The sequence below is a fragment of the Pseudomonas sp. MWU12-3088 genome, assembly GCF_023242405.1.
Taxonomy (GTDB): domain Bacteria; phylum Pseudomonadota; class Gammaproteobacteria; order Pseudomonadales; family Pseudomonadaceae; genus Aquipseudomonas; species Aquipseudomonas kribbensis.
In genome coordinates this window covers 99938-125395 of sequence record NZ_JALJEA010000013.1, presented here as the reverse complement: position 1 = coordinate 125395, position 25458 = coordinate 99938, and the positions used below count along the sequence as shown (strand labels likewise).

At 61.2% G+C, this 25458-nt stretch carries 29 protein-coding genes; all 29 read right to left on the bottom strand.

Features of this window, described 5'->3' with window-relative positions; translation table 11 throughout:
- Nucleotides 1-19: 19 nt before the first annotated feature.
- Entirely contained in the window at nucleotides 20-601 is a 582-nt protein-coding gene (locus M5B98_RS25345) for a tail fiber assembly protein (protein ID WP_248744336.1), read from the bottom strand.
- A 7-nt stretch (nucleotides 602-608) separates the two neighbouring features.
- A complete protein-coding gene (locus M5B98_RS25340; RefSeq protein WP_248744335.1) occupies nucleotides 609-1649 on the bottom strand; it encodes a phage tail protein in 1041 nt (346 codons plus the stop codon).
- A 126-nt stretch (nucleotides 1650-1775) separates the two neighbouring features.
- Nucleotides 1776-2291 carry a phage tail protein gene (locus M5B98_RS25335; RefSeq protein WP_248744334.1) on the bottom strand — a complete coding sequence of 172 codons (516 nt, stop codon included), beginning with the start codon at nucleotides 2289-2291 and terminating at the stop codon, nucleotides 1776-1778.
- Nucleotides 2288-3445 (bottom strand): phage tail protein, encoded by a 1158-nt coding sequence (locus M5B98_RS25330; protein WP_248744333.1) that lies wholly within the window; start codon nucleotides 3443-3445, stop codon nucleotides 2288-2290. Before M5B98_RS25330 ends, M5B98_RS25335 begins: the two co-directional genes overlap by 4 nt.
- 11 nt (nucleotides 3446-3456) lie before the next feature.
- The gene (locus M5B98_RS25325) at nucleotides 3457-4056 is read right to left on the bottom strand and encodes a YmfQ family protein (protein WP_248744332.1); all 600 of its coding nucleotides are present in this window, start codon (nucleotides 4054-4056) and stop codon (nucleotides 3457-3459) included.
- Nucleotides 4044-5090, bottom strand: a complete 1047-nt coding sequence (locus tag M5B98_RS25320) for a baseplate J/gp47 family protein (protein ID WP_248744331.1) — start codon at nucleotides 5088-5090, stop codon at nucleotides 4044-4046. Before M5B98_RS25320 ends, M5B98_RS25325 begins: the two co-directional genes overlap by 13 nt.
- Nucleotides 5080-5478 carry a phage GP46 family protein gene (locus tag M5B98_RS25315; protein ID WP_248744330.1) on the bottom strand — a complete coding sequence of 133 codons (399 nt, stop codon included), beginning with the start codon at nucleotides 5476-5478 and terminating at the stop codon, nucleotides 5080-5082. Before M5B98_RS25315 ends, M5B98_RS25320 begins: the two co-directional genes overlap by 11 nt.
- Entirely contained in the window at nucleotides 5478-5987 is a 510-nt protein-coding gene (locus M5B98_RS25310; protein WP_248744329.1) for a phage baseplate assembly protein V, read from the bottom strand. The genes M5B98_RS25315 and M5B98_RS25310 overlap by 1 nt, the downstream gene beginning before the upstream one ends.
- A 29-nt stretch (nucleotides 5988-6016) precedes the next feature.
- A complete protein-coding gene (locus M5B98_RS25305; protein WP_248744328.1) occupies nucleotides 6017-7060 on the bottom strand; it encodes a phage baseplate assembly protein in 1044 nt (347 codons plus the stop codon).
- A gap of 3 nt (nucleotides 7061-7063) precedes the next feature.
- A complete protein-coding gene (locus M5B98_RS25300; protein WP_248744327.1) occupies nucleotides 7064-8299 on the bottom strand; it encodes a DNA circularization protein in 1236 nt (411 codons plus the stop codon).
- Nucleotides 8286-10061 (bottom strand): phage tail protein, encoded by a 1776-nt coding sequence (locus M5B98_RS25295; RefSeq protein ID WP_248744326.1) that lies wholly within the window; start codon nucleotides 10059-10061, stop codon nucleotides 8286-8288. Before M5B98_RS25295 ends, M5B98_RS25300 begins: the two co-directional genes overlap by 14 nt.
- A 130-nt stretch (nucleotides 10062-10191) precedes the next feature.
- Nucleotides 10192-10488 (bottom strand): phage tail assembly protein, encoded by a 297-nt coding sequence (locus M5B98_RS25290; protein WP_003222226.1) that lies wholly within the window; start codon nucleotides 10486-10488, stop codon nucleotides 10192-10194.
- A complete protein-coding gene (locus M5B98_RS25285) occupies nucleotides 10485-10832 on the bottom strand; it encodes a phage tail tube protein (RefSeq protein ID WP_007908779.1) in 348 nt (115 codons plus the stop codon). The genes M5B98_RS25290 and M5B98_RS25285 overlap by 4 nt, the downstream gene beginning before the upstream one ends.
- A gap of 67 nt (nucleotides 10833-10899) precedes the next feature.
- The gene (locus M5B98_RS25280) at nucleotides 10900-12396 is read right to left on the bottom strand and encodes a phage tail sheath subtilisin-like domain-containing protein (RefSeq protein ID WP_248744325.1); all 1497 of its coding nucleotides are present in this window, start codon (nucleotides 12394-12396) and stop codon (nucleotides 10900-10902) included.
- Nucleotides 12396-12575 (bottom strand): DUF2635 domain-containing protein, encoded by a 180-nt coding sequence (locus M5B98_RS25275; protein ID WP_007954893.1) that lies wholly within the window; start codon nucleotides 12573-12575, stop codon nucleotides 12396-12398. Before M5B98_RS25275 ends, M5B98_RS25280 begins: the two co-directional genes overlap by 1 nt.
- Complete coding sequence (locus M5B98_RS25270) at nucleotides 12572-13156, bottom strand: hypothetical protein (protein ID WP_102621403.1); 585 nt, start codon at nucleotides 13154-13156, stop codon at nucleotides 12572-12574. Before M5B98_RS25270 ends, M5B98_RS25275 begins: the two co-directional genes overlap by 4 nt.
- A 62-nt stretch (nucleotides 13157-13218) precedes the next feature.
- Nucleotides 13219-14247 carry a phage late control D family protein gene (locus tag M5B98_RS25265; protein WP_248744324.1) on the bottom strand — a complete coding sequence of 343 codons (1029 nt, stop codon included), beginning with the start codon at nucleotides 14245-14247 and terminating at the stop codon, nucleotides 13219-13221.
- Nucleotides 14248-14256: 9 nt separating this feature from the next.
- Complete coding sequence (locus M5B98_RS25260; RefSeq protein ID WP_248744323.1) at nucleotides 14257-14469, bottom strand: tail protein X; 213 nt, start codon at nucleotides 14467-14469, stop codon at nucleotides 14257-14259.
- Nucleotides 14462-14845 (bottom strand): phage tail protein, encoded by a 384-nt coding sequence (locus M5B98_RS25255; protein ID WP_114881662.1) that lies wholly within the window; start codon nucleotides 14843-14845, stop codon nucleotides 14462-14464. Before M5B98_RS25255 ends, M5B98_RS25260 begins: the two co-directional genes overlap by 8 nt.
- A complete protein-coding gene (locus M5B98_RS25250) occupies nucleotides 14845-17136 on the bottom strand; it encodes a phage tail tape measure protein (RefSeq protein ID WP_248744322.1) in 2292 nt (763 codons plus the stop codon). Before M5B98_RS25250 ends, M5B98_RS25255 begins: the two co-directional genes overlap by 1 nt.
- 128 nt (nucleotides 17137-17264) lie before the next feature.
- Nucleotides 17265-17846: a phage tail assembly protein gene (locus M5B98_RS25245; RefSeq protein WP_248744321.1), complete on the bottom strand. Its 582-nt coding sequence runs from the start codon at nucleotides 17844-17846 to the stop codon at nucleotides 17265-17267.
- 100 nt (nucleotides 17847-17946) lie between these two features.
- Nucleotides 17947-18453 carry a phage major tail tube protein gene (locus M5B98_RS25240; protein ID WP_248744320.1) on the bottom strand — a complete coding sequence of 169 codons (507 nt, stop codon included), beginning with the start codon at nucleotides 18451-18453 and terminating at the stop codon, nucleotides 17947-17949.
- Entirely contained in the window at nucleotides 18453-19619 is a 1167-nt protein-coding gene (locus M5B98_RS25235; RefSeq protein ID WP_065259222.1) for a phage tail protein, read from the bottom strand. The genes M5B98_RS25240 and M5B98_RS25235 overlap by 1 nt, the downstream gene beginning before the upstream one ends.
- 2 nt (nucleotides 19620-19621) lie before the next feature.
- Complete coding sequence (locus M5B98_RS25230) at nucleotides 19622-19807, bottom strand: hypothetical protein (RefSeq protein ID WP_248744319.1); 186 nt, start codon at nucleotides 19805-19807, stop codon at nucleotides 19622-19624.
- A gap of 105 nt (nucleotides 19808-19912) precedes the next feature.
- The gene (locus tag M5B98_RS25225; protein WP_248744318.1) at nucleotides 19913-20455 is read right to left on the bottom strand and encodes a DUF4376 domain-containing protein; all 543 of its coding nucleotides are present in this window, start codon (nucleotides 20453-20455) and stop codon (nucleotides 19913-19915) included.
- 9 nt (nucleotides 20456-20464) lie between these two features.
- Nucleotides 20465-23497 (bottom strand): phage tail protein, encoded by a 3033-nt coding sequence (locus M5B98_RS25220; protein WP_248744317.1) that lies wholly within the window; start codon nucleotides 23495-23497, stop codon nucleotides 20465-20467.
- Complete coding sequence (locus M5B98_RS25215) at nucleotides 23498-24133, bottom strand: phage tail protein I (RefSeq protein ID WP_248744316.1); 636 nt, start codon at nucleotides 24131-24133, stop codon at nucleotides 23498-23500.
- Entirely contained in the window at nucleotides 24130-25125 is a 996-nt protein-coding gene (locus M5B98_RS25210; protein ID WP_248744315.1) for a baseplate J/gp47 family protein, read from the bottom strand. Before M5B98_RS25210 ends, M5B98_RS25215 begins: the two co-directional genes overlap by 4 nt.
- Complete coding sequence (locus tag M5B98_RS25205; protein WP_248744314.1) at nucleotides 25122-25454, bottom strand: phage baseplate protein; 333 nt, start codon at nucleotides 25452-25454, stop codon at nucleotides 25122-25124. Before M5B98_RS25205 ends, M5B98_RS25210 begins: the two co-directional genes overlap by 4 nt.
- Nucleotides 25455-25458 lie beyond the last annotated feature (4 nt).

Genomic DNA, 25458 nt, shown 5'->3' with positions numbered 1-25458 from the left:
GATAAGGGGATAGGTTCAGTCAGGCAGCAGGCGAAACAATCGCTTTGGCCGGCGCTACAGGCCAGTCGATCGTCAACGGATAATCCGTTTGCAACTCAATCTGCGCCAGCTTGACGGTGTAGCGTTTCCACGCCTGCAGAGCGGTCAACTGTTCGTTGGAAGCCTCGCCCAACTCATAGGCGTATTGCAGCGGTGCGACACGAATGACCACTTCACGCAGGCGATTGTCACGCTCGACGTCAGCCTCGGCGACTTTACCCCCGCGCTCCGCCGCGACATCCAGGACCCAGTCATCGGTGCCCCAGATGTAAAATTCGCTCGGGCGCGGTTTGAGCGTCAGGTACTCGGGCAACGGGCCCAGTTCGTTCCAGTAGAAAAAGTTGCCGTTGTCTTTGCGATAGACCGGTCGGTTGCGCAAATCGATCAGTTGCAACGCCGCTCCGTCACGCCACACCCAGACATGACCCGACTCGGCCGGTGGGAGCACCTCGGGCAATTCGATAGCGTTGCCCGGAAGAACAACACCCATGCCCGGGATGACCGGCAACTCGACCGGGCCGTTCAATTCCTGCGTTCTTTCATTCACATAGTAATAAGCCATATGCACCTCAAATAAGTTTCAATCGACCGGGGTACGCGATGTTTCTGGGACGGGTCATCCCCCAATAGCCACTCACCAGATTTTCCGCCGTCGTAGCACCGGTCCAATAAACCAGACCCGCGAACGTTGTCGGATCGGTTCCGACCATCGAAAGGTCGCCGATCCCGTGAACGGCCGGCGCGTATCCGTTATCACCGGTTATGTTGGTGCCGTTTTGCCAGGAGCCGGCCACTCGCCCGGTATCGATGTTGCGTTGCTCATCAAGCACCCGGATAAATTCGCCACGAACCTCCGGCCCGCGGAATGTCTTGATGCCGTCACCACTGCTCCAGCCGCCGGCACGACTGGCTTCGGCACGCAGCATTCCGGATTGAACAGCGTGATCCCACAACCACGGCCATTCGGCGCGCAGGAATTCCCGACCGTTCAAGGCGCCATAACCGCCGGGGTTCAAGGTGGTCGAGCTTTCGAACACAATCCGCCCCAAAGGCGTCGCATCGAAGCGCCCAACCGGCCACCAGTTACCCGAACCGTCACTGCGCAGATGCCACCAGTCACCCGCCCCCACCAGCACCAGAAACGGATAACCGCTGGCGGACAAATGCGTGTGAAACCTGATTCGGTCGTTTCCGGCGGCCTGTACCACCAATCGGTTGGCACTGTTGTCGGTACGACGGACGATCACATCCCGTACTCCCGCCAGCGCACTCACTGCCGGCAAGGTAATGTTGGTATCAGCCGCATTGGCGCTGATCAGCACGAGCCCAAGCTCATCGGCGATCAACGCCTTCGAGGCAGACACCTCCATCACCCGCGAGGTCATCGGACTGGCCAGGCTCAGAAGCTTCTTGAAAGCCGAGAGCAACTGATCGTTGATGCCTTCGGCAGGCGTCATGCCAGCCGCTTTGATAACGCCCAGCAACTCTTCGGTGACACTGTTGCCCCACACCGCCGGAATCAACGACCCCGGCGTTCCCGCCACCGGGTTTTCATCGACGAAGCGGCCGTCGACCAGGCCGACGCTGGGGACGCTTTTTGGATAATCCATGGGATGTTCATTCCTCTGTCATGACAAATGAAACGTCACGGCGCGAAGGCTTCGCGGCAGCGCAACGCCTCTGTTCCTGAAAATAAAAAGCCCACAACGAAGTGGGCTTGAGTGAGGCGGATGCGATTACAGGTTGGAATTGGCCGTCAGTTCGCGAATGGCCACCAGCACTTCGTCCGTGGCGGCACGCGCCTGATCCATCTGGCTTTTGCTGGCGTACCCACGGATCTGGGTCTTGGCCTTCAGGCGCAAGGTACGCAGGGTCAGCAGGCTGTCGCTGACCTGAGTGGCTTTGTCGAGGATCTGCTCGGCCGCCTGTTTCGCCGACCGGCCTTTGGCGACCCAGGCGGCAACGGACAGCGGTACTTCCTTCTTCGGATAACCGGCGTCCTGAAAGGACTGAGCGTCAATGGCTGCCTGGGCATACTCCAACGCCTTGAGCGGATCACCGGCCAATACACTGCGCGCACTGTCGGCGGCAGCATCAACCCGGGCGCAGAGGCGTTCGGTTTCCTGCTGATCCAGCAGCGCGACTTTCTCCGGGTTGAGTACCCATTGCTCGCCATCCCAATCATGGGCGGCGGACGGCTGTGCGGGACGCAACTCACCATCGATCTGATGCAGTTCCTGAATGACGATCATCGAATGAGCTCCCATGACAACTGCACGTTCACAGCTTCGCTAAAGTTGATCGGAATACCGGCGTTGTAATCGGTCACCGGATGGCTCTTGATGCCCATGCTCAGCAACAGCTCATCGCTGTCGGCGCTGGCTTGTGCCAGGTTGTGTTCGGCCTGATAGGACTGCCAGAGCGAGCGCACATTGGCGTGATCGAAACTGGCGGTCAGTGTCGAGACCGTAACGTCATTGACGATGTTGCTAGTGAAGATGACGCACGGTTGCGCAGTGGCAGGATTCCAGCCCCCTGCATTATTGAAAACGCCTGTTGATACGGGCGAAAGGTAGCTGTAGTTGCCGCCCGCCCATCCAGTCGAAGGAAACGCAACCGTCGTAATGGCGGTGGACGAAGGCGTCGGGTTACCCACCACCAGCCGTGCAGCGCGGGCATGAGGATCCAGCGGCAGAAACACTGCCCCCGTGCCGTTGAGCGTCTGCGTCCAGGTCAGACGTGCCCGGTTGTAGATCGCGCGCACTGTCGGCACAGAACCCGGTGCACCGGTAACCACCCAGGCCAGGCACATGTCCAGCACCGAACTCTGGAAACCACCCCCAGCAGCACCATTGACCGTGCCCTTCAGAGAGTCGGGCGTCACGTCGTAAATCGTCCCGCGCTGCATGTAGAACGTCAGTGCACCACTCACCACCTGAGCCCGCAGAAAGTACCCCGAACTCGGCAACAGATCGGCGCTACTCCAGGCCTGAGTGGTGAACGTCCGCGAACGCCCCAACTGCCCTGCCAGCACTTCCTGGCCAATGCTGACGTAGATACCCGCCGGCACCGACACCCGCCCGCCACTGGTCGAGGCTGCGGCCGGTGTAATCGGCATCCGGGCATCTGCCGTGGCCACGGTCGGCAATAGCAATGCTGCCAGCGGCAATGCCAGATCCTGATTCCAGCCCTTGGCCGTTACCGTCTGAATCGCCTGCAACAACTGATCATATTTCTTCTCGTCCGGGGTCAGATCCCCGGCCTTGATCACGTTGAGAATTTCCTGCGTGACACCGTTACCCCAGTCCGCCGGAATCAACGATCCCGGCGTCCCGGTCATCGGGTTTTCATCGATAAATCTCCCATTCACCAGACCGGCACTGGGCACACTCTTCGGATAATCCATTGCGTTATTCCCTAGTCATAGTTGATGTGCACCCTGGTATGCGCCGGCGCCGCTCTATGGATCAGGCATTCAAGCGCCGAGCCCGGATTGACGCCGAAACGCTCGCCCCAGTAACTCGCGCCGAAACGCCGGCCGAGCAGCAGACGGCCACCGGTGTTGAGCGTCCACATGAACTGCGCCTCCCAGGTGCCCCAATGCGCGGCACCGAAGCGCGAACGGCCCATGCGCGGGGCTTCGAGTTCGGTGATGGTGGCGTTGGGGTAACCCTGGCTTTTGGCGATTTCCAGGTAGTAACCGACGGCCTGGCTGCCGACCGCGAGCAAGCGGCGGCGCACGGCGAGGCGACGGTCGTCGAACAGCGGTGTGGCGCCGAGGCACGGGTCGGGCAGGTTCATCACCTGTTCCCAGTCCGGCACCAGTTCGCTGACGCCGGCCGGGTCCATTTCGTTGAGCAGGTCGGCGGCGCGGGCATCGAGACGCGCCAGTTCGACGGCAACGCCTTGCAGCACTTCATCGAGTTCCGGCACCCGCTCCGGGTCCCACGCCGGGCCGCTGGGCAGCAGTGCGCGAAGCTGCGCCTGATATTGCGCAGCGGTTCTTATGCCCCCCATACGCAACCTCCGAAGGTGAGCAGTTCGCTTTGACCGGCAGGCACGTCAGCGGCCGGTGCGGTCAAGGTGTGATCGTACTCACCGCCGGCGCTGCTGATGGCTTCGCGGATATGGCTGATCAGCAACGGCACGCCGAGATCGGCTTCACGGTTGTGCAGGTCGCGCAGCTGCGCTTCGACGGCGGCGCGCACGGCGGTGGTGTCCGGGTTGACGCTCTTGAAGCGGTACACCACCGGCACTTGAATCGGTCGCTGCACATGCACTTCCGCCGTCACCGGTCGCAGCGGTTCGATGTAGTCCTGGACTTCCGCCAGTTGCTCGTCGTTGGGCACCGGTTGCGGATCTTCATCACGCATGATGAACACCGTCACTGTGCCCGGGCCGAGCAGGCCGCCTCGGCACCAGGCGCGAGTTACGCCCGGCACTTCCAGCGCCCAGGTTTCATAGTCGCTGGCCGAACCGCCGTGAGGGATAACGCGATAGGAACGGATCACCCGTGAACGCAGCGACTCCAGACTCTCCCGCGCCACGCCGCCGCTGAGGCCTGGCGCCAGCACGATAAAACTGTTGCCGACCACGCCGGCAATCGGCTGCACCGGAGTCAGCGCCAGTCCGGCGTCGGCGTTGCCGAGGCTGCCGGCCTCCAGCGCCGCGATGGTGGTGGTGTTGCTGTCATTGACGGTGGTGCGCGCGGTAGTGACTTTGTAAGTACGGCCATCGCTCGATTGCAGCAGCGTATCAACGTCCAGTACCGCGCCCGCGGTCGCGGTAAAACTGACGCTGCCGGTGGCGACTTGCGCCGGTTTGCGCGGCTGGTTAAGGCGCAGCGCGGCGATGCGTTCCAGGGTCGATTCGTCGGCGGTGTCGGGCAGGATCTGCTCGGCAATCCAGTCAAGGTAGCCATACAGACCGTAAGCGGCACCACCGACGGTGCGGGCCAGGACTTGCGCATCGGACTGGCGCAGCGAATCGCCGGCCAGGTCGCTTTGGGTGCGCTTGATCAGCACCGGCAGCGAAGGGGTTTCAAACGGCATAGATCACCTGCCAACTGTTATTGGGGTTGATGTCCAGGCGTTCGCCGTCGGCCAGGGTCAGGACCGTACGCAGGTTCAGGCGCTGGGCGTCGAGGCGTTCGCTGATGATGTCGATGGCGCTGCAATGGCCGTCGTCGATCAGCCATTGCAGGGCTTCGCGGGCATAGAACTCGGCGTCCATCTGGGTCTGCCGGGTCAGCTTGACCCTGCGCAGCAGCCACAGCCGCGAGCCGATGCGATCGTCGGCCACGGTCGGAAAGGTGTCGCCCCACCAGCCGTAACGCTCCTCGTCGTCGAGGGCATCGTCGTCGGCAGCGCGGCGCCAGGTGAACAGGCTGATGAGTACCGCACGGGTGAGCGCAGCGTGGAGGTTTTGACTGAAGAGCATCACTGACCTCCCGCCGGCACGCCGGTCTGGCCGCTGCCGCCCTGCACGCCGCCGTGCACGTGCTTGATCTGACTGATGCCAGCGGCCAACTGATCGCCTTTGGAAACGATCTTGCCGGTCTGGTTGATCACCGGCGTGTCGAAGTTCACGGCAGTGCTGGCGCGGATATTCAAAGTGGAGGTTTCGATGTCGATGATCCGCCCGCGTTTGAAGTGGATCTTGTCGCCTTCGTCGGTGTAGATCGCCACTTCGCCGGCCGCCAGCGATTGCAGGCGATAACGGCGGTCGGCAACTACCAGGGCGATGGCATGGGAACGGTCGCCGCCGAGAAACGTGACGACACCCTCGGCGCCGGCCAGCGGATGGCTGGTGAAGCCATAAGGTTCGAAGTGCTCCATGTCGTCGTTCACTTCACCGGCGGTCAGGCGCATTTGCAGCGATTGCAGCTTGGAGGCCGAACTGGCGAGCACGACAGTGCCGCGCGCCAGCAGGCGTGTCAGTAGGCTCATAGGGTTTTCCTTGGAGGGCGGTGTCGGGCTCAGGTCTTTTTCGGGGGAGTCGGGTTCGCGTCGAAGGTATGCGGCGGCGCCACTTGCAGAGTGGTCACCGAACCTTGCGCCGACAACGAATACGTCACCTTGGAAATCAGCATGTCTTCATCGAAGCCAAGCACCGGATCCTTGACCCGCACCAACGTGTTGTGACGCCAAAGGTCACCGTTGGACTGACGCCAGCCCTGTACCTGATACGTGGTGGTCAGTGCCCGGCCCATGCGCGTCGCGCTTTCCCATTGCGCCCGTTGCTGGGCCAGTTCGAACGTCAGTTGCGAGCCTTCGTTGATGATCGTGGTGCGCCGACGCTTGAAGCTCAGGTCGGCCGCCGTCGATTCCACTTCGCTGACCGCCGCCCCGCTCTTCTTGTCGTTGCCCTTCTGCTGGCCGATCACCCGGTATTCGGAAAATACCTGGCTGAAATCCATCGGCGCGTTGGCCGAGAGAATGTTCTTGCCCAGCTCCAGTGCATCGCTGGCGCGGCCGCCGCTGCCGGGTTTGGCGAGTACTAGCCGGCCTTCGGCGTCATCGGTGGAAAACACCCGGTACAGCGAGAGCAGACGGTCGATCGACTGAAACGCCGTTTCACCCGGCACGATCGTGTGTTTGCTCAGGCGCGCGGTCTCGGGGATTTCGTTGACCACCATCAACGCGTACTCCATGGCCAGGGCCTGGACGATGCTCAGCAGCGACTGATCCTGCCATTGGCCGGGGTTGTTTCGCGCCGCGCAATCCACCAGATCCTGGGTCTTGGAGCTGCCTTCGATGCTCAGGCTGATCTGCCGCCCGTCATAACTGATCGGGGCCTTGAACACATAACCGGTGAGCACCAGATCCTGGCCGATCCGCACTTCGCACGGGTCACCGGCCTTGATCCGCTGATCCACGGTCTGCCCCGGCCATTGCCAGGTGATATCGAGTTTGAAAGTGCGGAACTGGCGCTCCAGGTCCGCGGTGATCTGCACGCTTTTCCAGCCGCCGTATTCCATGTCGCCGACGGTCAGCGTGACGCGGTTGTCAGTTTCGTTCATGGCTCACTCCCCGGAGACTTTCACTTCGTTGGGTGAATACCCTGGATGAGACAGGCCGTTGCGCTGAATGACCTCGGTCACACGGGTGGCATCGCCAAACTGCTTGTAAGCCACGACCACTGCCGGAAAGGTTTCCTGGAAGGTTTTGCTGACCAGCCGCACACCGGACGAAGCCACAGCCTTGAGGTGCGCGATCAGCGCTTCCTTCACATCGGCAATAGCCTGGTAGTGCGCGGGATCGGCTTTGTCCTGGGCCTTTTGCAGCGCGTCGATCAGCTCTTTTTGCAACGCTTGCAGATCGTCGGTGACCGGCACTTCCTGACGGCTGACCGGCTGTTTCGATTGCTGGTCCAGCGAAGGTGTCGACGACAGTTTCACCGGCGTCGAGGCCACCGGCATCGAGGCTACCCATTGCGCCGCTTTGACGATAAGGGTGTCCTGCACCAGATTGGCCAGGGCCTGCGCCGCAGCCGTGGTGTCCTTGCCGGTGGTGATTTTCGGGGCGTCGGCCTTGCGGATGGCTTCGATCTGTTGGGACACGTCGGCAATCACGCCACGGTAGCCCTCCTTCGCGAATTCCTTCAGCTCTTTGATATCGCCGAGCAAGCCCTTGAACTCCGCCGCCACTTCCTTGGGCAGTTCCTTGACGGCCCTGACCAGTTCGGTGATCTGCTTGTACTGCGCGATCAGCGGTTTGAGCTGCTCCTTGATCACGTCATACACGCCGGTGAGGCTGTTGCGCAGATTGGCGATGCCGATCCGCGCCGCCTTGATCAGGGTCATCGCCTGTTCGAAACGCGCCACCGCCGACCCGAGCAAACCGTCGGCCTTGATCAAAAGGACTTTTTGCGTGCTGACCGTCGCCGTCGGAAACGGCAGTGGCCGGTCCGGGTAGAACTTCAGGGTGAAGGTCACCATCCCGCCGTCCTGGCGGGTGTGGGTCATGTCGCACTCGCCGACCTTGACCTGCAAGCGTCCCAGCCACGGATGCACCAGCTCGCCGCTACCCTGCTCCAGGACCTGGAGCAGCTTGTCGCGCTGCTCCAGGCAATCGGCACCGATGATGAACGCCGTCAGATCGTGGGTCTTGGCCTGCTGGCCGAGGTCCTCGAAAAACGGCAGGTCCCGTTGCGGGTATTCGTGCAACTGTCCCTTGCGACCGACCGGGGTTTTCGCCTGGTCGATCCAGAAGCCGACACCGCGAAAGGATGCCGGCAACAAACGGTCACGCCAGTTCATTGGAACCTCCTGCCGATAGCGAGCGATAGCCGATGCGCGAACTGAGCGCCAGCCCCGGTTGATTGGTTTGCGGTTGATCGGTGCGCAGCCCCGCCGGCGCGTTTTCGAAACGCACCGTCAGGCCGCCCTCGAGTTGCGTGCGGTTGTTGGCGGCGCTTTGCTGGATCAGTGCGCCAGAGGATTGCGGCAACGAGCCGCCCTGCAACGCACTACCACCCTCGGCTTTCGGGCTGGTACCGAAGAAGGCCGGCGCCAGTTCGCCCTTGCCTTCGGCATTGGTCTGGCGTTGCGCTTCGGTCAAGGTTTCGACCTTGCCGGTGACCCTGGCGATCAGCCCGGCGAAACCGCCGTCGAACAATTCCTTGATCGGGGCGATGACGGTTTGCAGCTTTTGCCACAGCTCGCCGAACCATTCGGTGATCGGTCCCCAGTTCTTGATGATCTGCCCCAACGGTGTCCATTCGAACATGTTGTGCAGGAACTCCAGCACCGGTGCGGCCAGCGCCTGCACCACGCCCCACAGCGCCGAAAACACTTCGCTGATCGGCTGCCAGTACTGCGCGATCTGCTCCAGCGGCGACCATTCGAACAGGCTCTGGAAGAAGCTTTTGATCGTTTGTGCCGACGTTTGCAGCGCGGCCCAGACCGGTTCGAAAAAGGTCACGACGCTGCCCCAGTTGTTGACGAGCATCCCCAACGGGGAATAGTCGAACAGCGTGCCGAAAAAATCCTTGATGGCTTGCGCCGCCGGTTGCAGCGCGACCCAGATCGAGGCGAAGAAACCGGTGATCGCACCCCAGTTGTTGATGATCATGCCCAGCGGCGTCCAGTCGAACAGCCCCTTGAGGAACGACATCACCGGCACACTCAAGGCCTTGAGCAATTCCCAGATCGCCGAAAACAGACCGGTCAACGGCCCCCAGTTTTCCAGGATCAGGCCCGCGGGCGACCACGAGAAAACCGACTTGAAGAAGTCGATCACCGGCGCCGTGACCGCTTTGACCTTGTCCCAGATACCCGAGAAGAAACCCGTGACCGGTTCCCACAGCGCTGCCAGCGTTTCCAGCGGTCGCCAGTCGAGTACCGAGCGCAACGTCGCCATTGCACTGGCCCCGGCATTTTTCACGCCCTCCCACATTCCGGTGAAGAACGCGGATATCGGTGTCCAGTTGGCCACGATCAGTCCGGCCGCCACGGCAATGCCCATGGCGATCAGCATGATCGGGTTGGTCTTGAGCACCATGCTCATGACGTCCATCACCTGGGTCATACCGGTGACGGCGGTTTGCATGGCGGAGAACGCAATCGCCCCCGCCGCCAGCCCTTCGACCAGTTTCGGGTTATCGGCCAGCAGGCTGCCGACCTGGGTCAGCATCGGCTCCAGCCCCACCACCAAGGCGCCCACCGCCGGCACCAGTGCGGCGTCTACCGCAGCGGAGACCTTTTCCATCGACGCGCTGAACACGTTCATGTTCTGCGCGGCGGCTTTCGGTGTTTCCGGCAGATCGACGGTTTTTGCCGTCTCGCTGACTTCGCTCAGTTTGCCCTGAAACGCCGCAGCCGATTTGATGCCGTCCACGAACGGTGTAATCACGCTGCCGCCCTTGAACAGACCGCTGATGTCCAGTTTGCCGAGGCCGGTCTGTTCGAGGTTTTTCTTGAAGCTCTCGACCTTTACTCGCAGGGCACCGAGCTTGGGCGACAGTTCATCGATGCCCGTCAGCAGCACCGAGGTTTTCTCTTTCTTTTCTTCGTCTGCCATCACTGCACCTGCTGCATCGCATTGATCCGTTGCGCGTGCTCCAGCGATTCGCGAAGCACATCCAGTGGCCTGGCCATCATCTGTTCGGGGTCAACCTTCCAGAACCAGGCCAGGTCATAGGCGACCGAAATCAGGTCGGTGATGGCTCCGACGCCGCACTCATGAAAAAACTCGCAACGGCCCAGCTCAGCGCGTTGAGGTCAGCCAGGTCCAGCTGGTTGACCGACGACGGCGGAATGCCGGCGCACACGGCGATGTATTTGGCCGCCACGTCCATGTCGAGGCTGACCTCTTCGCTCTTGTCGATCTTGTACGGCAGCGCCTTGATCGCTCGCACCTCCTGCACCGTCGGACGGCGCAGGACGAGTTCGGTCAGGGGCTCGCCGTGAGCTTCGATCGCAACTTGAAGCTTCACGGCGCCGCTCATTGCCAGGTCCCCTTGATGCCTTCGAATTTCAGTTCGATGGTGGCGTCATCGCCCTTGGAGACTGGCTCTTCAACCAGGTAGGCACCGGCCAGCACGTAGACTTTGCCGTTGCTGAATTCGCAGGTGACGGTGATGTCGGTGCCTTCGATCAGCTTCTTCAGCGGGAAGTCGGCGGTGTGCAGCGCGGTCACCTTGAACGATGGCGCGATGTCGGTTTCCTTGTAGAAACCCGGCACGACGGTTTCGCGTTTGACGGCCATCAGCGGGGCTTCGCAGCCGCCGTTGATGGTCAGTTGTGCACCGTCGACCTTGACGTAGCAGGTGCCTGCAATCAGTTGACCCATGGTGTTACTCCCTTCAAATAAAAAGCCCACGCGAGGTGGGCTGGATTCACAGATTCAAACGGGCCGATCAGGCGACGTCGTCGTACTGCAGACGGAACTGGTTGAGCAGTGCGAACACGCGCAGACCGTTGATGTAATCCGGCGGGAACAGCACGTTCACGCGGCTCGGGTCCTGCACGTCGCGCTCGACGATCAGGTGCTCGGCGAACAGCTCGGCGTTTTCCACGTGGCCTTCCAGTTCGAGCTTGGCGTACTGGGCGATCAGCTCGCCGCGAATGGTCGCCGGAGTGACGATCGGCTGGCCGGCGCCGAAACGGGTGCCGTCGGAAGCCAGTTTGTGGCGACCGTACTTGCTGGTGATCACGCTTTGCAGACGACGCACGATGAACGCCGACTGGTGCATGGTTTCGCTGTCCAGGTACGAGTTGTCGGCCTGGCCGTAAGCGTTCTTCTGGTAGGTGGTGATTGAGCGCTGGATGCGCACGTAACCGCCTTCGTAGTACGCGGTGGCGATGCCGTAGTTGAGCAGCGACTGACGCTCGGTCAGGGTGAAGCGCTCGCTGGCCGGAGCCGGATCGACGCCAGGCAGGCTGCCGCTCTGGGTCGGACGGCTGGCATCGGCGGAGATGAACACCGAAGTACGCGCAGCCAGTGCAGCGGCTTGTACCCACACCGGTTGCGGAACGCCCGGCTCCAGCGCCTGAATGGTCATGTGCTGGTCGTTGCGCGCCTGACCGGCTGCCACCAGAGTGCCGACGGTGCCGCGCTTGGCGCTGTAGACGTGACCGAACAGTTGCTTGGCCCAGGACCAGCGACCGGTGCTGTCGTCCATCACCGCTTGCCAGGTGTTGAGGGTGGCCAGGTCGGACCATGGCAGCGCGATGAATTCGAACGGCTCGTCACCCAGTGCGGCAACGGCCGCCACTTGATCCGGTACACCGACGCCGCCGGTCATGGCGGTGATGGCGGTGGTCAGGCCAGCCGGGGTTTCTTCGCCGTTGCTCTTGCCCAGGCGGTTGAATTGCAGGCTGATGTCGTTGCCGCTCTCGCCGGTCCATTTGGCGTTCAGGGTTACAACACCTTCGGCAGCCGCAGCGCTCACCGGCAGATCGGCGGTGGCATTGATTTTCTGTGCCAGGGCGGTGGCCGCCTGAGCAGCGGTGGCACCGTTGACCACGGTGGCCTGCACACGGACGCCGCCGACATACAGGTTGAGAATGCCAGCCTGAGTCGCGGTGCCGGTCAGGGTCAGCACGCCTTTGGCGATGGCGCCGGTGGCGTTGTGCAGCGGCAGGCACCAGATCTCGCCGGTCGGGTCGGCCTTGCGGAAGGTCTCGTACATGGACGCCAGCATCGAACCCTGGCCGCCAATGCTCTTGGCCAGTGCCACGCTGGAAACCAGCACCAGTTTGCCGACTTCGCTCGGGGCGATGTTGTCGTTGACCTGCGCCACGATCAGCCGGCGCATGGACGAGGACGCGCTATTGGCGGCCGAGTTGTCCATTTCGGCATAGAACAGCGGTACACGAATGTCCGCAGGAATGTTGCTGAATCCGATCGCCATTATTTGGCTCCCTTTTGTTTAGCTGTTGCGGTTTTGAGGGTGATATCGCCGTCGGCCAGACGCCGGCGCCACCAGGCGCTGTCCAGCACTTCACGGCCTTCCAGTGGCAGCAGGTCGCCTGCTTCCGGGTCCGGCACGGCACGGCCGGCGGCCGGCACTACGGTGATGCGGTTGCTCATGGGGTTACGTCTCCAGAGAAAGTCATTTCCACGCGCCCGTCAGGGCCGGGGTGTTTCAGGTTGGGGTCGGCCGGGTCGATCGCATCGACCCGCACGGTGACCCCGGTAAAGGACGACAAACCGTCCAGTTCGCGTTCGTGCCAACTCTCCGCAGGCTGACTTGGCAGATTGCGGCCCAGCTGGAACTCGGCAAAAAAGCGCAGCCGGTAGAACGCGCGGCTGCTGTTGATCGAGACCGTTTCGCCGCCGTCATAAACGATGGCGCTGTAGTCGGAACCGGGTTTGAAACCCACCAGCGCACGCCACACTTCAGCGCGCAGGTCGTGCAACAGATCCAGCGCTTTTGTGGCATCCGTGGCGTCGAGCACCAGGATGATTTCGAAGCGGTCGCGGATCGGCTGGCTGGCGGAGTTCTGTGCGGTGCTGGCACTGGCCAGGTCGGCCAGCGGTAAAACGTGGGCCGACGGGGTCGGCAGATTCGGGTTGCCTTGCAGCAGCGCCAGGTCGACACCTGTCGCGATATGGCCGGCAAGGCTTGGGCATTGCGCACGCAGCTGCGTGAGGATCGGGGAGATCTTCATGGGGAGCGTTCCAGGTATTGTGAGTGGTCACAGAGGTGTGTGTGGCGGTGAGGCCGGATGGATCAGTCCTTGGCTTTTGCCTCGGGATCCCGGCCGGTCGCTTCGATCAGGCAGCGATAGCTTTCTTCGCGCTTGCCACTGGCCGTGACTTTTTCAATCGACCAGCGACCGCGCATGAAGTCAGGCCAGGTGTCATCCAGCACCAACAAGCCCTCGGCCACCAGCAGCGGATCGCCCGGGCAGGTGACCTTCAACTTGTATTTCTCGCGCAGCATCTTGCGCACTTCGGCTTCGCCGATAGTTTTGGCTTCTTCCTCATTGGCCAGTTTCTGGCGAATGACCTTGTAGGGCTCGGAACCGGTGATCACCTCCCGCAGCTTGCCAAGAGCATCGTCCCAGAAGCTGGTCTTGCAACCCTGATTCTGGGTGCGGGCGGTCTCTTCCAGCGTGGCGCTGATGAAGGCGTGATCGCCCGGCCGATTGTTGTGGGTCACCGACAGCCTGACATTCGGAATCACCTGACCCGACAGGGTTTTGAGCTGCGCCCGTTTCGCCAGCACGTAGAGGTCGTTGAACGGTTTGGCCACCGCGTCGTACTTTTTCGCCAGTCGCGTGATGAAACCCATGTCGGTTTCGTTCGACTGGTCGACATGAGCGATCCTGATCAGCGCCAGTTCGGGATCGACGCGCGGCGAGAATCCGTGCGGCTCGACCAGTTTGCGAAACAGCCCGCCAAGCGTCGTGGGGCCATGGCTGGCCGTGCGCCGTTCCTTGAATCGGGTTTCGTCCTTGCCGCTGAAAGGCGCGGCGGTCGCGACCAGCGTCAGACGCAGCGGGAACAGCGTCGGTGTCAATCGAGTCACCCGGAACTGGCCTTTTTCGACCAGCCCGGTCTCCAGATACCCCACCCGCAGGCCGATGATTCCGCCCAGGGTCGGCAAGCCTTCAAGGCCTTCCAGGTCGAGCACCAGCGTCAGTTGATCGGACTCCATCCCGGCGGCATCGATGTGCTCCCAACTGATCAGGCGCTGGTTCAGCAGGTCCTTGTTGGCGCCGTAGATTTCGATCGCCGGCGTAAATCCCTGTGCCATGCTGCCTCCTTAATCCCAGGCCAGGACCGGTTTGATCGCGGCGGGTCTGCTATCGAGTTCCGGGAGTGTCACCCAGACACCCGCCGACAGAATCGGGCCGTGTTCGGCCAGGGTCGGGTTGAGTATCCACAGGGCTTCTTCGGCGCTGTCATCGCTGCGACCGGTTTCGCGGTACAGCAGCAGATTCACCGAATCACCGGCCACGCTTCGTACCTTACGCATTGTTGAACTCCGCCAACTCAAGGGTCCAGTCGACCACCATCGCCGTACCATCATCGATGATGCAGGTCTGGGTTTCCTGAACCGTGGTGATTCGCCACAGTCCCCAGTTTCGGCCGATACCATCAATCAGTGGCAGCGGTACGCGAAGGGCTTGCAGTGCCCGCAGCTCATCCAGCCGATCCATGGCCACCGCGTACATTGATTTGCCGGTGATGGTCAGGGTTTCGGGCTTCTGCCCCGTCTGGTGGGACTTGGGTTTGCTGGTGAGAATCTGCAGTTCTGTCCAGCCGCCGTCGGACTTGCGCAGAAAACTGCTGTAGGCAAAACCGCGGGACAGGCCAAAGATGAAACTGCCCAGTGCCATTTGTTGTTTCATCAGGCGACTCCATCAGTCAGGGCTGCGTCACGGCGTGTGCCGAGGGGATTGGTACTCATCAACGGTGTGAAGTCTGAGGTGAAGTGCGTCTGCATGACCTGCGCGACCATGGCACTCACCTTTTCAACGCTGGCCAGATCGCCGCCGCTGAAGTGGAACGCCGGGGCGTAGGTGACATTCGCGCTGGATTGATTTTGTGCTTGCACACTGCTCAGGCCTGCGCTGACTTCTGCAGGGGGTGCCAACTTGTCAGGGGCCGGTGTCGCAAGCTTTTCACCCAGCGCCTCTCCTTCCTGACTGCCGTAAAAACTCCCGATGGCACCACCCAGGGCACCGCCAATCAGCGTACCGACGCCGGGAAGGATGAAGGTACCGATCGTGGCGCCGATGCTCGCGCCGGCATATCCGCCAGCCAGGCCTCCCGCCGCCATGCCTACGCCTCCGGCGACTTTTTTTGTATCGTTCTCGGCCACGCCTTCGACGACTTTCATACCGGCCTCGAGCATCGTCAGAGGCATGGCCAGGGGACCTGCGATCCGACCGAATCGGGCACCTCGACTGATCATGCTGCGGCCGGCAGCGGATCTCATGTAACCGATCCGGCTGGCAGCCGCTGCTCTCAGCGGCTCGGTCCTGGTGGCCAGGGTGCCAACTCCCGTTCTGATACTGCCGGCCAGGGTGCCGGCTCCCGTTCGGATACTGCCGGCTACGCTGACCGCTTTGCCGTACGCCCCCTGTAGCGTGCCAACGGTATCCTTCACCCAGCCCGCAGCACCGGCGTACATCTTGCCCAGCGGTGCAATGGACCTGATCCCGGCAATACTCAGGACCAGCGCCGCCGTGAGTGTTGGATACTGTTCCGCCAGCCCGCTCAAACCACCGGCTGCCTTGGCTGCGGTGTCGGCAACAGCATTGAAGGATGGCAACACCGTATCGCCTGCGGAGGTATAGAGGCGATCCTTTTGCGCATTGAAACCGTTGATGTGCGCTTGCGATGTCTGCGATTGAATACGGGCAGTCTCATTGACCGCACTGGCGCCTTCGCCAAGCTCGGAACTGGCGTACTGTTTTTTATCAGCCACCAGATCGAAGGAGCGTTTCACATCCCCGGTGTTCTGCAGCATTTTGATCACGGGCTGGTCGACCGAAAACAGCGTCATGGCCAACTCGGACTGCCGATCAGGCGATTGTTTCTTCAACGCCTCCAGCACTTTGAGAATGGCGCCCGGGGCATCCACTTTCATCTGCCCGGCAAGCGCTTGAGGGTTCAGCTTCAGGTCAACGATTGCGGCTCGTTGACTGGGCGAAGCTTTGTCTCCCAGCGCCAGCGTCGTGGAGATTTTCTCGAAGGCCACACCGGCATCCGCCCGGTTGACACCCGCATTGAGCAACGCCGCAGAAAACGCCGCTGCCTGCTCGGGAGTCATCCCGGCACCTTTTGCAGAAGCACCGTAGTTGCTGAGAATCGAGCCGATGTCAGCCTCCGAGGCACTCAACCGGCTTCCGAGCAGGCTGGTTGCATCGGCGAGATCGAGGGTTTGCGCGCGATTGAGACTCATCGAAGTGCGCCAGCCGATCAATAGATCGGCCGTATCTGCAGCCTTCATTCCAAACGCTGTCGCCGTGACGCCCGTGTCTCGGGTGAACTCCAGCACATCTTTTTGTCTGGCGCCGTTATCCAGTTCGCCTTTGTCATTTACATGATCATTGCCGACCCCGGCCTTGACAGCGGTGTAACCGACACCTGCAAGATCAAGCATGGTGCTGCCACCGGCAGCCACCTTCGACTCGGTGGCCATTTGCTCCAGCGCAATGCCAAATGTTCGACGTTCATCGCCTTTGAACCCGACGACCGTTTCCAGCTTTGCCATCGCGATATCAAAGTTGATGGCGGGCCGAAGATCCTTCAGCGGATCCTTGTCAGGATTCGCTGAGGGCACTCCAGCCCCCGTACCGGCAACAGGGCCGGGCTGCGCCTGTCGATCATTCATGGCTTGTTGCAATGAGCGCTGCGATACCAGCACACCGTGGATCGTGCTCAACACATCTCTGAGCTGAACCTGTTCGCTCGTCAATCGGCGAAGCTCGGCGGTGGAATCCGCCAGTGCCAGACCCAGGCCTGCGAAGGCGCCTGAAAGACTCAAGTCCGACACAATATTGGCCGATGCTGAATCGGCGCCCTGCATGCTCGATGCGGGGGACATCAGGCTGGCCATTTTACTGGCCGTGTTCAACGCCCGGGCTTGTTGGTCGACCTCGGTGAATGTCAGCGAATAGCTACCGTCTGCCATGCCGCTCTACTCCTGTTTCACGCCAAGGCGAGTGATCGCTATGTCGTAGCGGCGCAACGCCTTTTCGGCGTCCCACTCCAGAATTTCCGCCTCACTTACCGGGTAAATGAGCGGCACGATATCGAGGATTACTTCGATGTCGCGTTCTGAAAGAAGGCCGCCGGCTGGTTTAAAAAATCGTCGATGCGCACCTGCAATTGCGTCCAGTCCGGGACGCTCATCAGGGCCAGATCGGGGATCATCAGGCCGGTGCAATGGGCGGTGATGAACTCGGCGCGTTCCTTGGCCGTTTTCAGTTTTTTCATCACTTTGGTGGCCCGCAGCGCCGGCATTTCCAGGTTCAGCGAGGTCACGGTGCGGCCGGTCACGGCGAGCGGTTGCAGCAGTTGCACCTGGTCGGGATCGTCGGACTTTTCCGCGTCTTCGACCTGGTCGAGAAAGTACGACGCCGGACGGGTCGACATCTCGTGCACGTATTGCGCGATCGTCACGTAGTCCGGGCGCTTGAGCTGGTCGAGTTCCTTGACCGACAGCCCGGTGGCCAGCAGCGCCAGTTCGAAGAACTGATCGTCTTCGTCATCGCCGGCGCGTTCCAGCGCTTCTTTCTGGGCGGCGTAGAACAGGGGCTTGAGCTGGATCGATTCGATCTGCGAGCCGTCGTCGCCAGTGATCGGCGACAGCAGGTCATGCTTGGGTGGCATCCACGACATGAAAGGAATTCCTTGGTGATTCTTGAGGGGTGTTGCAGTCCCTTGTGGAAGCGGCGCACCGCCGCTCCCACAGGGTTTTGTGATTGCCTTTAGCCGAGGCTTACGGCATCAGCACCGCACGACGGGCATCACCGAGGATGTCGACGCCGTTGAGCACGAACTTCTGGGTGCGCACGTCGATGTCGATCACCGGGATGCCGTTTTCCAGACGGTTGTAGGTGCGGCAGGAGAACTCAAGAGTCGTCAGGGCTTTGCTACCCATTTTGATTGCTTCTTCACCCAGGGTTTTGAGCTTGCCGCCAATGGTGTGATAGGTGAACCAGGTGTTGCCGTCCTGATCCTGACCGGCTTCACGCACGTTCAGCAGGATGTCGTCGCCCAGTTTCACGCCCATCGCCAGCAGCACTTCAGCGCCGGTGCCTTGCAGCTTGAGCGTGGCATTGAGCGGCTTGGCGCTCTTGGCCATTTCCTCGACGATGAAGCGCCCGCCCGTCATGCTTTCCATGTCGAAATCGATCTTCGGCGGAGTGAATTCCTCCACGGTCGCCGACAGCGGCAGGCCTTGCAGGGTGGCCGCGATGGCCTGTCTTACGCGGTTGGTAAACATTAGAGAACGTCCTCCAGGAACTGCTCGATGATTTCATCGCGGGCGTTGAGTTGATAAACCATGTGTTCGTTCGGCGCGTAGCGGCCGTAGTCGATGACCACGTACCAGGTGCCGTTCTTGTACTTCTCGACGCTGTTGAGTTCCGGGTGCAGATAAACGCTGCCGCCGGGAATGGTTTCGTCGGCGACCAGGGTCTGCAGCCAGTCGTTGATGCGTTTGACTTCCTGATCCATGAACGACTTGGTCAGGTTCTTGGCCATGGCCTTCTGACCGGCCTTCACCAGCTTGCGGCTGATGGCGTCTTCCAGACCGACGTAGCTGATGAACTTGCCGGTGATCGAGCGGTTGCCCAGCAGCGAGAAGCCGCCCAGCACGGTACGGGCGTAGTAGCTGACGCCGTAGCGGTTGAGCAGATCGCCTTCGGTGGAGGTGTCGAGGATGTTGTACTCAACGACTCGCGACACGTCTTCGGCGTAGGTCACCTGGTTGCCCGGGCTTTCCCATTGCTTGACCTTGGCCAGCGCGGCGATTGCCAGGCTGGATGGTGCGAGGAAGACGTTTTTCTTCGCCGCTTTCGAGTACACGGCGGGCATGTTGTGCACCACCAGGCAACGGTCGAAACCGAGGTCGGCGCCGCCCAGTTCCTGGCTGTAAGTCACCTGGTCAGCGACCGAAGCGTCCTTGCCGTCCAGCACCACGCGGGCCTTGATGCGCTTGCCGAACGAGGCGAACTCGCTGGCCACTGCCTTGGTGCCGGTGAAGCCCGGCGCGCCGATGATGGTCAGGTCTTCCGGGACGCTGCCCAGTGCCGCCAGACCGAGCTTGCGACCGGTGGCAGGCTCAATGCCGCCGATCACTGCATTGACGGTGTCGGCCGGGGTCGCGCCCGCTTCGACGATCACCACGTACACCGGCACCTTGACCACTTTGAGGATCTGGTAAACGGCGTGGTACAGGGTGCCCTCTTCCGAGCCGGTCGGATCGAGCAGCGCGTGGGTGGTGAAGCTGTTGATGCGAAACGGTGCGTTGCGCGGAATCAGCGGATCGGCTTTCGGCGCGGTGCCGACCAGACCGATGACGTTGTCACCCAGGCCACCCATGGCCTCGGGGGATTCGGTGGCATTGACGGTAATGCCGTTGTGCTCGAAGTTCAGAACCTCAGCCATATTCAGTCAGCCTTCTTGGCAGCGGCCTTCACGGCCTTGGTGGTAGGTGTTTTCAGCTCCAGTCGACCGGCGCCGTGCAACGCACTGGCCTCGACATCGAGCAGATCGAGTTCCTGGCCGACACTCGACCAGTGCCCACCGCCGGTGGGGAATGGAACAAGCACGGTGTAGGTTTGGCGGGTTGCCATTTTTCGTTTCTCCATAAACGGGAAAGCCCCTCGTGGGGAGGGGCTTGGCGGGTGTTGAGTGTTTGTTTGGGGACAATAAAACGCCCCGGGGTGCGGGGCGTTTTATTAAGGCTCGGAGGGTGGCGTAGCCGGCATGGAATCAGGCCAGCCTTCCTTGAGCATTTCATCGGAGTAAGTGCCGTCCTCGATTGCCTGGAGCAACTCCAGTTCGCGGTCGAAACAAGCCTGCACGTGCGCCCTGACAGCTTTGGCAATCGCGAGAATCTGCTGCGCGCCTATCTCGACGAAACCTTCGAGCGTTTTGAAGTTGCAGCGGTAATCAGGATCGAGGATCGCCGAGATGCCAGCGCCATAGATCATCCCCGCGCTGTCACGCGAGGTTGAAACCGTGAGACCTTCCACGGAAACGACCGCACCCTCCCGCTCATAGCGCTCGTCGGCGACCCGTTGCGCATAGTCAGGGGTCACTTGCGGGAAAGGCGTTTTGACAATTTCATCGCCTACTCGACGCCAGATACCATCGGCTTCCTGGGTCAACCTGATAAACAGCTTTTCATCGACTTTGACTGCTGACGCGGGGATCGGGTGAACCCCTTCAATCAGGCAGGTTTGCAAGTTCGAATTCTCGTCAAACAGTGCATATTTCATGAGTTCTCCTTAACTACCCACCGCGACCCAATGAAAGACCGTGACTCCGGGAAAGGTATGTTTTCCATAAAACGCAGTGAGATTTAACACACCGACATCCACATACCCGTTCACTGCCGACCCTGGGGTGTAGTTCAATGTCGCGTTCAGGCTGTACATGGCATTGGGAAACGCGATCGGGAATGCGGTGGCGATGTCCGTACCACCATTTCCGGAAACCCTGCCCCACTGAATGATCAGGCCACCCAGCCAAGAGGGGAAAATGATGTAACCGTTGATGGCCTTGAGGATCTGGAACCCCCAACGAAGTTTTTTCGGCGTCACGATTGTCGTGTCGTCAGCCCCGGTATCGGCCTGCTCCTGGGTGGCCACTTTGGCCGTCCCTTGTTTGTTTTCGGTCGCTTGTTGGGCCAGAGGTGCCAACGCTGCGACATCGATGCTTCCCTGATTGACCGGCGCGTTCCAGGCTTTGATGCACCAGATGACCGCCAGGTTGCGCGGACGGGTGCCAACCAGATTGCCACGATCAAAAATAGCCGGCGTATCCAGATACTGCGTTCCAGAGTTATCGCTCGTGCTGATGGTGATTCCTGTTTCAGGATAAGCAGTCTTGCTGACAACATCTCCACCAATGTACGAATGGCTATTCTCGGAAAGAGTTGTGCCAAGTTTGAATGCTACGGTGGTGTCTTGTTTTGCTAGAAGGTCAGGAGTAATTGCGTCACACGCTAGCAGCGTTGCTTTCTGGAAACTTCCCAGCTCCCGTCCAGCATCCACGCCCCGTCCATGATCCCAACCACGCAGAAACTCACCGCGAGACTCTGGCAGGCGGAAATTACCCGCGCCTTCGTCCCCCTTGTTGAATTTTGTTCCGAGATAAGCCGCCAAATCCGGATAGGTCGCAATGCTCTGCACACTGCCATCCAGTTCCAGATAGCCGGCAGGCACGACACCCATTGGGAACGACAGAACAGCACCCACCGGAACAGAAGATTTAAGCTGCGAGACTTCCTTGGCCAGCGCAGCTACATCGATGCTTCCCTGATTGATCGGCGCGTTCCAGGCCTTGATGCACCACATGACGGCGAGGTTGCGGGGGCGGGCTTCGCTTCCACCAGAATTAACTGTGTTAGTAGTAGCGACCAACTGGCCGTTGTCAGCACCTGCAGAGCTCAGAAAGCCACCTTCAGCGATTGGCTGAGTGACACCGTTGACGACGCCTAGTGCTGATGCCCCATAGGGGTCAATGTTGGCCCTTGCAGTGTCAAAATAACGGTGATTGTGGCTTTCGTTCTGGCCTAGTTGATAGCTGCCAATGCCGCGTCCCGCGTCGATGCCGCGCCCATGATCCCAGCCACGCAGGAACTCACCGCGAGACTCCGGCAACCGGAAGTTCCCGGTCCCCTCATCACCCTTGTTGAATTTCGTACCAAGATTCGCGGCCAGATCCGGATAGGTCGCAGTGCTCTGCACACTGCCATCCAGCTCAAGAAAACCGGGCGGCACAATACCCGTCGGAAACGCCATGACAGCACCCACCGGAACGGCAGATCCCAAACGGGAAACTTCCTTGACCAGTGCCGCTACATCAATGTTTCCCTGATTGACCGGAGCATTCCACGCTTTGATGCACCACATGACGGTGATGTTGCGTGGGCGAGTTTCGCTACCACCGCGTACGCCGGTAGCGGCCATCTGTTGCCCTTCTCCGGAATACGATGGCGTACCCGAAGAGTTAGTGCCGTGGTATGCCTGAATAACAGGATATTCGTTACTCATGAAGCCAGGGCGATTGGTACTTGGAGGATGGTTGTGGGACTTGAAATCGTCTGCCTGAAAGCTGCCGAGACCGCGCCCCGCATCCACCCCACGCCCATGATCCCAACCGCGCAAAAATTCCCCACGCGCTTCCGGCAACCGGAAGTTACCAACGCCCTCATCCCCTTTGTTGAACTTGCCACCTAGATAAGCGCTCAAGTCCGGGTAGGTCGCGCTGCTCTTGACGCTGTTGTCCAGCTCCAGAAAACCCGGCGGCGGCGTATCGACAGGAAACGCCACGATCGACCCCACCGGCAACGCTGAGGCCTTGGCAATCAGCGCTTCGACTTCAGCCTTGGTGTAGGAGTCCTTGATGCCGAAGCCGGCCAGCGTGTCGGGATTCGAGCCGGCTGTTGCGCGGCCATACTCGTCGACGCTCAGACTTTTGTAGGTCCCGGCAGCAATCCCGGTGCGCCCCGCGAGCATCTTGAATGTCAGCGCAGTGGTGCCGAGGGTGATCGGCGCGTTGGTGGTCAGGTGCCACAGCGAATCACCGTTGAGCGTGCCCTCTTCCACCATCACCGTCAGGCCCGGTGTGACCTTGGCGCTGACGTTGGCATCGTTGGCCCGAACCCAGTCGCCGTTGGCGACGATCCACAGGCCGTTGTCCTTGGCCAGGGTCTGGTTCGGCAGCAATACGCGGTCGCCGGCAATCACCGCCACACCGTCGATCTGCTGCGCACCGTTCAACACCACGTTGGCGGTGGCGGCGACGCGCACCGATTGCTTGCCATCGAGTTTGCCGAGTTCTTCGGCGAGGTAACTCATGACCCACGCACGAGTGGCCTTGACCACGGTGTCGTCGATCAGCAGCGTCACCAGCGAGGCATTGCTGGTCTCGAAAATCGAGCGGATGTAGAACTCTTTGCCCGAGCCGGACGTGGCCAGCACCGGTTTGAACGACTCCGGGTATTTGACGATGGCGTAGAGAATGCCGGTGTCGGTCCACAGCCCGGCTTCACGCACGTACCAGCCGCCGACGTCCGGCGGGATGGTGACTTCGGCGAGCAGCCAGCTCGGATTTTTCTCGTCCTGGAACAGCGCGTTGAGCGGTCCGCGCCAGACTTCGCGCTTCAGCGCCGTAGCTGTCGCGGCCGGGTTGTAGACCGCGCCGCCGCCATCGCCGACGGAAATCTGCGTCAGCTTGATCGGCACGCCCGCTGCCTTGCAGGCGGTTTCGTAGGCAATCCCTGCGTTGGTGAGCAGGGTGTAATAGTCAGCCATTCAGGCCCCCTGAGGATAAATAGTGGATGTTTCGACGGTGTAGAGACCGGCCGCCATGAAGGCTTCACCGGAGGTTTCGAGGCCTTCGAGGAACACCGGATAGACCGTGGTCAGTTCACCGCAGAAGGTTGCGGCGCCGATCACATGAGAGCCGAAGGCGCTGAGGCCGACCGACACCGACAGCACGTCCCGTTCGCTCTTGGCATCGGCCAGGCGTCGGTCGAGACGGGCGTCGATTTCTTCGCTATAGGGTTGTTCGCTGAAGGCCCGCACGGAAAAACTGTAGGGTTCGCCGGGCGGAGTCTGTTCGTACCAGGCCCGGACTTCAGGCCTCAGCTGCAAACCCTTGGCGGCGTTCTCCAGTGCCTTGCGAGTGCCGGCCTGGCGCGCAGTGGGCCACGCCAGTTCGACGGTCAGGCGCTTTTCCGCCTCCGGTGCGTCGGTGCTCCATTCGGCCACTCCGCGATCCGCCGCGAGATACGGCAGGAACGCGGCCGGTGTTTCGCTCGGGTTCATCAGTTCGGGAAACGGCGGCACGATGCGGTCAAGCAAGGTGCCGAAGCCGATATCGAGCGCCCGTTCCAGCGCCGAGCTGTTGGCCGGCAGCAGGGTCGGACGCGGTGTCTGGTCCGTCATAGCGTCTGCACCTCGACTTCGACCGCCGCGCAGTAAGGCGCTTGAAACGCAGTGCACACGATAGGTGTCAGCGGTTCAAGAATCTGTAGTTGCACGGCGCCGGCGCTGTGCAGCGTGTAGTCGATCCAGCTCGGGTCGACCCGGCCTTCCAGGCGATGACAACTGTCGGCGTAGGCTTGCAGATGCTGCTCGGCGGCAACTTTGGTCAGGCCCGAATCCGGGCCGGAATTGATCTTCGCCACGACGCGAATCTTGTAGCGCTGAATCTCGGCGCCCTTGACCGTGACCTTGTCGGTTTCCGGGCAGACATCGGGACGGGCGAAGTGTTGGCGCACGCCGTCGAGCAATGCAGCGGACGGTGTGCCGTCGGCATCGCGGGACAGCACAGTCACCTGCACTTCTCCGGGTGCGGTGCGGCGACCATTGCCATCCTTGACCTGTGCGGCTAGGCCGTCCGGGGCGAAGGTGTAGGTGACGTCGACGACGCCGGCATCGGTGGATTCGACTTTCACCAACGGCCGCTCGCCGAGGGTGAACACTTCGCGGCGGTATTGCATCCGCGAACCCGCCGCCGGCGCATGGGGCGCCAGGTAGTAGCGCAACCGGGCGTCATCGTCACTTTCGTAGATCGCGGGTACCGGCGGGAACGCCGCGGGATCGCCGGGATCGAGCAACTGCCGCTCCAGGCCCATGTCCGCCAGCCGCGCATCGAGGTTGCTACCGGTGGCCCACCACGCCAGCATCTGCTTGATGCGGGCGTTGTATTTGCGTTCGTGGGTCTGCAGGCGCACGCAAAACGCTTCGAGCGCCATGGTCAGCAGTTCGCTTTCGTTTTCCAGGCTGGTCTTGAGTTTCGCAGCACTCTGCGGCGAACGGGTACCGACGTATTCCAGGACGAAGGTCTTGAACTCGGCCAGCAAATCCTCGAAGGCCTCGACCTTGATCAGCGAAGGTTCGGCCAACTGGTTCTGGCCAGGGATCAACATGCTCATGTCACGACCTCGAAAGTCTGTTGGCGGTTTTTCCAGGTGCCGGCGAAACGCAGCAGCAGGCCGGCGCCCTGTCGGGTGGCGACGATCACGCCGGGCTGGAAATCGCCGATGCCGTTCTGCGGGTTGTAGAACGCCTGCGCGGCGTGGCTCTGGGCCAGAAGCAGGACGTCATCGCCGAGGTTTTGCCCCAGCAGCGTGGGGATCAATGAACCATAAAGGGGCCTTTTTTGCCGGGTGCCCAGCGGCGTGGTCAGGGCTCGTGTCGCGCGCTGCACGAATTGCAGCCAGTCGTCGACCGTGGCCCCGATGTCTCTATCGATTCCGATCATGGGA